Origin of the sequence: Cytobacillus oceanisediminis (assembly GCF_004366035.1) — a bacterium.
GTDB classification, from domain to species: Bacteria; Bacillota; Bacilli; order Bacillales; family Cytobacillaceae; genus Cytobacillus; species Cytobacillus oceanisediminis_C.
Genome location: NZ_SOEE01000002.1, coordinates 810,905 through 817,460, shown reverse-complemented (window position 1 = coordinate 817,460; position 6,556 = coordinate 810,905). Strand labels below are relative to the sequence as shown.

Sequence of the window (6,556 nt, the reverse complement as noted above, 5' to 3'; positions counted from 1 at the left end):
ACTCCTTCTGAAAAAGAGCCACAAACCGTTATTATGGACGGCGAGGTGTTAGATGAACCACTTTCAACAGCTGGAAGAAATCGTCGTTGGCTAGAAACGGAATTAGACAAGCAGAATGTTAGTATTGAAAATGTGTTTTTAGCTCAAGTCGATTCGTATGGGCAGTTAACAGTCGATTTATTTGATGACAAAATTAAAGTACCTACACCTCAAGAAAAACCATTATTATTGGCGACGATAAAGAAATGTCAGGCGGATTTAGAAATATTTTGTTTATCTACTGAGTCAGAAGAGGCAAAGCAGATGTATAGCAAGAATAGCGAAAAATTACAAAAGGTGATTGATAAATTGACCCCTATGTTAAAGGGGTAAAAATATACCCTACTTCATAATAACCATATACAACGTGTTGAATATAAAATATTTGGAAAATTAATCGTCAAAGAATGTGTTACTCAAAAAATCGTCTAAATACGACTCCCTTTTAAAGGGAGGGCTTTTTATTCCTCCTCCCCGAAATTAATTACCCCGAGCGGAATACACAATTTATTTGTAATTACAATAATTTATCATAAAAGAGCCATTAGTGGTCTTACTTATGTCAAGTAGTTTTGTGGCATTCAAATAGACGGGTTTCCCCGTCTATTTGTTTTGTTTATCAAGCTTATCTGTATGAAAGTAGTATAAGAATATTATTAGTAGGCGATACCTACACGTGATTTTATATAATTGCTTGTTTTTATCTGGCTAAATGTAAATTCTGCTGTATCCGGTACGGATATTTTAACTCCATCCTCCGGCAAAAAACTTCGCTCTATACGATATTTGCCTATCCTTTCTCCATCCGGCAAGTAGGTAGGACAGACAATCGTCCATTCGAGGGTTGATTGTTTGAGTATATCATAAACTTTATGATGTTCTTTCGCTGCCCGAGTTGACTTACGTTTTGATTTACTTGATTGATAACGCAGAGAATTTGGCATGGTCCTACTTTGCAGGATCCCTGCAGTTCCTATAGTTATTATTCGTTTAAGACCTTCATTTTCCATTGCTTCTATAATAAGTGGCATACTTTCTGATAGAGTGGTGGTGCCATCAGTATTTAGTGCACTAATAACTATATCAATCCCATGCATTGCACGTACGATATCTTCATTATTTAAAACATTCCCTCGAATAATGGTTAAATTTTCATTATTTAATTGAATCTTCTCGGGAGTACGAACTAATACAGTAACATTATGTCTGTTATGAAGGGCATAAGTAACTATTTGACTTCCAACTCGTCCAGTTGCACCTAAAATTAAAATATTCATAAGAATGAGCTCCTTCTGCAAATACTTATACTATACAAGTTACTTTACTTTATTTCTGTATTCAGCCATTCCTGGCTTTAAGAAGCTTTAATAGAAAGACGATTCAAATTAACCCTACAGAACTACTCCGAAGGGGTTCTTGTTAATCCCCTTTGAGCAAACTGCTGGCTTTTGTTTTAGCAAATAATGACAGATGTTCTTACATTGAAAATATTATGTCACATATGGGGTGGGGATAGGTTTTGTATGATTATTATTTTACTATCAGAACTTTTGAAGAGAATGGTGAGCTCCTTTAACTAATTGATCAAATATAAATCCTTGTTTTATAAATAATTATTTTACGATATCCCATAATAACATGCTTGACATAAAGTTAACTTTACATTGTAAGGTCAATATACGAGGTGAGAATAATGTATCAAATTTCTGAAGTATCTAAACTTGTCGGCTTATCTATCCCTACAATTCGCTATTATGAAAAACTTGGGCTTATAGACACACCCATTAAAAATACTCGTGGATATAAAGAGTATGATGAACAAATTATTCAATATCTTGGTTTTATTGTTCATTTAAGAGACACGCAGATGCCATTAGATCAAATAAAAACCTATGTAGATGCTTACAAAAGAAATGACTACTCTTCCTGTTATTCTATTTTACAAGAACACGAAAAAAGGATAGAGCTTGAATTACGGAAACGCCGACAAATTTTAGAAAAGGTACAATATAAAATTTCTCACTTTAGTAACCTTAAAGGTGGAGGAAAATAGTGCAAAAACCATTGCAAACAAGCTATACTGCTCGTACTAAAACAGATGAGGTTATACAAGATATTGACTTAATAGGAAAAGTGGCAATTATTACTGGTGGATATGCTGGTTTAGGATTAGAAACAACCAAAACTTTAGCTTTCGCTGGATCCACTGTCATTGTCCCGGCAAGAAATGTTGAGAAAGCAAAAGAAGCTTTAGTAGGTATTCCTAATGCCATACTATATCCTGCTATCTTCGATTTAAGTAAAAGATCTACCATAGATTATTTTCTACAATGGTTTAATAAGAATTATCTAAAACTAGATATATTAGTAAACAGTGCTGGAATAATGGCTATTCCACTAACTAGAGATGAAATGGGAAATGAGATGCAACTTTCCGCAAACTATTTAGGCCACTATTACTTAACAAAGGGATTACTTCCAAAGCTGCAAAGAGCTAATGGAGCTAGAGTAGTTAATCTCTCTTCTAGAGCACATCGGTACTCTCCTTTTCACTTTGATGACCCAAATTTCAATAAAAGCCAATACGATAAGTGGATTGCGTATGGCCAAGCTAAAACAGCTGTTTCTCTTTTTAGTGTAGCAATTGATGAACTGTTTAAAAAAGATTTGATTCGTTCCTTTACTGTTCATCCTGGAAGTATTGTAACTGGGCTTTCTAGTAATTTGTCAGATGAAGAGTTAGCAACAATGGGCGCAATTAAATCAAACGGCGAACGTGGATATGATCAATATAATGACGAGCATAAAACCATCTCAGAAGGTGCTGCTACTATTGTTTGGTGTGCCACTAGTCCTCAATTAGAAGGATTTGGCGGGGTCTATTGCGAGAATGTAAATATTGCACCTATATCTACAGAGAAGAATGATAAGGTAGGGGTTAAACCATGGGCAATTGATAAAGATCTAGCTTTAAAGCTCTGGAATGAAACTCCTCTACTATTCCGTTAGTGATCTGTTCTAATTATGTTGTTCTTCGAAAGTGGCATAGAAGTTTGGTTTTCTACCTACGTAATATCCTTATACTATTCGTATAATACACACTATAACGCTTTAATATTTTATTACAAAAAACGTCTAAGTCTATGGTACGTATAGATTTAGATGTTTTTTTATATCATATTCATGGTTAAAAGGATTAATGCTCTTTTGTGTAGGTTTCTTCTGGTACTAAAGGGTTCGTAAAAGTGCATGATTAAAATATTATTTGAACGATACTTATACTCACATAATATCAGATTGTACCAACATCAAGGGAAATTATCCAAAAAATCAATAATATGAAGAGCATTACATGGGATCGTACACCTTATTTACCAATCAGGCGCTTTTCTTTATCAAGAAGGCGTCTTTTTGTATGCTCCTACTCACAAAATTGTAAAGATTTTCACTGAAACTAAAGGATACTTATATTCAAGATCAGCTGCTGAATTAGACACTTTTTTCTTATTCAATAAAAGGGACCGCATTCCTGTAATGCAGGAAAATGAGATTTCAACAAAAAAATATCCTCCTGATAGAATGAGGTCCTGGAGCCGGGCAGCAGAAAGGACAAAACTCATATACCAGGAGACTTTAAAATGAGTTATAACCAAAATAAGTAGATTGCTCAAATTACTCCTTGCACCCTGATTATCAGGGGTGGATTTTGCCAAATTCAAGCAAGTGGCACGTGCCCAGGATTTCAGGGGAATGGAGTTAGGATCCCCTTGTTATTTCGAAAATACAAAGAAGGTTTTGAGCATTTTCTTTATTGGATTTCGGAAACGAAGAAAGCACAGAGTATGGAGAAAGTGATTGTCGGTATGGAGCCAACAGGTCATTATTGGTTTAACCTGGCTCATATTTTAAAAGAGAACGAGATTAAGTTTGTAGCTGTAAACATATATGTTTCCCTTTTATCATTTACTTTTTCTTTCTTCTTTGGTCCATTAGCTCTGCAGCTAACCTTTGTTTTTCTCTAGTAGTATTTATATACAATAAAGAAACATCAGATTGAGTGTGCCCTAATTGGTTCATGATAAGGGGGATGTCACCACCTGTTTAAATCTTCAGCTATTAACCATCCAAAGAATTCCTTGAAATCCCTAGTATAGTTATATAGGGTCAGGGGAGAGCGGATGTCTAATTTATCATCAACATATTTAACAACATACTCCGGCATGTCTTTTAAAAGCACTTCCAGGCGCTTCTCGTAGTATTCATGTTGTAATGATCGTAATTTCTTTGTTTGGAAGTAAATAAATAACTTCATTGTTTACGATATTTTTAAATTCAACAGCTTTGGGTGTTTCCTTCATCGTTTTGAATTTGTTTATACCAAACGTATTATGTATGTTTCCCATATATCATTCACCTTTCGAAGTAATTACATGCCTAATACTATTATAAGGTACATACCATATTAAATCTTTTTAATTGAAAAAAGGAATTGTAAGACCGCTTCATTGGAGGTCCTTTCATAGGTTTTACGATCTTCCTTTTTGTTGTTGTTTTGTAATGCTATTCATTCGTTCCGTTTTTACCATTGTTGCTCAAACTTTCACACCATAAAGCTTTGTCAACACAGAATGGGCAAAATAGCTTTGTGACTATTAAAATTTAGTAGAAATGAATTGAATTTTCATAGGCTCCTGTTCAAGGATTAAATCTGGTAATTATTTACTATCAATTCGACAGTTTTTTTAATATACAAATAATTCTTATTATTCATTCGGATTTGATCCTTCTATTCTATAATTTAGAGTATCTAAATAATAGGAGGTCCAAAGATTGAAAAAAAAGCTGCTAGCCCCCTTATTGCTTTCATCCGCCTTATTGGCGGGTTCGATCCCGGTTAATGTTTTTGCCCAGCCCGCAGAGTCGGGAAAGATCCATCACATACAAGCTTCCAAGGAGTGGAATGAAAAAGCAAATGTTCCTTTATTTGTGAAAGAGCGATTTGCTGAGAAATTCTCTTCCAGTTCTCCTTCCAATGCATTAACTTATTTAAAGAAGCACCAGGATAAAACAGGTATCAAAAACCCTGAGAAAAATCTGAAAGTAAAAGATGTACAAAAGGATGACCTCGGTATGACACACGTTCGTTTTAATCAGACAATCAACGGTCTGGCCGTTGAAGGATCCGAGGTAATTGTTCATTATAATAAGCATAATGAAGTAGTAATCGTTAATGGAAGAGTAAATCAGGCCATTGCCAATGATGCTGTGAACACCTCAGTTTCCATAAGCAGTGATGCTGCAATCAAAGAAGCGCTGTCAGCTGTAATCGCGCCACCAGAACTTACATATGAGCCAGAATCGGAGCTTGTTGTCTATCCATTTGAAGGGAAAAATCATACTGCTTATAAAGTAAATGTAAGCTTCATGGGGGATGAGCCTGGAAACTGGTTTGTGTTTGTAGATGCAAAGACAGGTAATATTATTGATAAATACAATGGCTTAATGCATGCTGAAGAAAATAAAACACAAAAAGGTTTTGGTAAAGGTGTTCATGGAGACCATAGGGAGCTCCATATATCCCGAGTGAAGGAAGAGGGATCAGGAACAAAGTTTGCGTTAGCGGATTATTCTCATGAAAATCTTGATGGAATCTTTACATTTGATTCTAAAAATGATTGGGATTCAAATAATGATGCAATATATGCCGGGAATTCCGCAGCATTTATAGGGGATTATGATCGAGCAGCAGTAGATGCACATTATAATTCCGAAAGGGTGTATGAGTATTTCTTAAATGAGCATGGCCGCAATTCTCTGGATGGGGAAGGAATGGCTATCAATTCTTATGTTCACATGGGTACAGATTACAATAATGCTTTCTGGAACGGCCGATATATGGCTTATGGCGATGGGGATGGTGAGTTTTTTATCTCATTATCAGCCGGCCTTGATGTTGCTGCCCACGAAATGACTCATGGTGTAATCACTCATACTGCTAACCTTGCATACCGAAATCAATCTGGAGCTCTAAACGAATCATTTGCTGATGTTTTTGGTGTACTTGTTGACGATGGAGATTGGGAAATGGGCGAGGACATTATGGCACCTGCTGCTAAAGCTGATGGTGTAACGAGATTGCGCAGCTTAAGTGATCCTAACAGTGTTGTCGTAAGTAATCCGCAAAGAGCAGCTTATGGCAGCGGAGTCTATCCGGCTCATATGGATGAATATTACGACATGCCTTTAAATGTCGATAATGGCGGAGTCCATGTGAATTCTTCCATAACAAACCATGCAGCATACCTAATTGGACAGGAACTTGGCAGGGAGAAGCTGGGAAAAATTTATTACCGTGCTTTAACTGTTTATTTAACCTCTAATTCTGATTTTAGCGATGCGCGTCTGGCTATTGTTCAATCTGCCATTGATCTTTATGGGGAAGGCAGCGGGGAAGAATCTGCAGTTAATGCTGGATTTGATGCGGTGGGAATTTACTAAGTAAATATTTAGGGAGTAA

At 35.9% G+C, this 6,556-nt stretch carries 6 protein-coding genes and 1 pseudogene; 5 read left to right on the top strand and 2 right to left on the bottom strand.

Annotation, left to right across the window (positions count from 1 at the left end; translation table 11 throughout):
* On the top strand, positions 1–372 hold a 372-nt coding region (locus DFO72_RS08290), incomplete at its 5' end, for a DUF1657 domain-containing protein (RefSeq protein WP_134177235.1).
* A gap of 323 nt (positions 373–695) precedes the next feature.
* Here the strand turns inward: DFO72_RS08290 and DFO72_RS08285 are convergent.
* Positions 696–1,316, bottom strand: coding sequence for an NAD(P)-dependent oxidoreductase (locus DFO72_RS08285; protein ID WP_134177233.1), 621 nt, complete (start codon positions 1,314–1,316; stop codon positions 696–698).
* Positions 1,317–1,732: 416 nt separating this feature from the next.
* Here DFO72_RS08285 and DFO72_RS08280 point away from each other — a divergent pair, with 416 nt between their 5' ends.
* The 3 genes and pseudogenes from DFO72_RS08280 to DFO72_RS08270 form a co-directional block, all read left to right on the top strand.
* Positions 1,733–2,092 (top strand): MerR family transcriptional regulator, encoded by a 360-nt coding sequence (locus DFO72_RS08280; RefSeq protein ID WP_113884083.1) that lies wholly within the window; start codon positions 1,733–1,735, stop codon positions 2,090–2,092.
* Entirely contained in the window at positions 2,092–3,048 is a 957-nt protein-coding gene (locus DFO72_RS08275) for an SDR family NAD(P)-dependent oxidoreductase (protein WP_134177231.1), read from the top strand. Before DFO72_RS08280 ends, DFO72_RS08275 begins: the two co-directional genes overlap by 1 nt.
* A gap of 653 nt (positions 3,049–3,701) precedes the next feature.
* A pseudogene (locus DFO72_RS08270) lies at positions 3,702–3,980 on the top strand (IS110 family transposase); the annotation flags it as partial.
* 318 nt (positions 3,981–4,298) lie between these two features.
* Here DFO72_RS08270 and DFO72_RS29370 read toward each other — a convergent pair.
* Positions 4,299–4,442, bottom strand: coding sequence for a hypothetical protein (locus DFO72_RS29370; protein WP_166672418.1), 144 nt, complete (start codon positions 4,440–4,442; stop codon positions 4,299–4,301).
* Positions 4,443–4,869: 427 nt separating this feature from the next.
* On the opposite strand from DFO72_RS29370, the gene DFO72_RS08260 reads away from it, so the two are divergent.
* Entirely contained in the window at positions 4,870–6,537 is a 1,668-nt protein-coding gene (locus tag DFO72_RS08260; RefSeq protein WP_113884080.1) for a M4 family metallopeptidase, read from the top strand.
* Positions 6,538–6,556 lie beyond the last annotated feature (19 nt).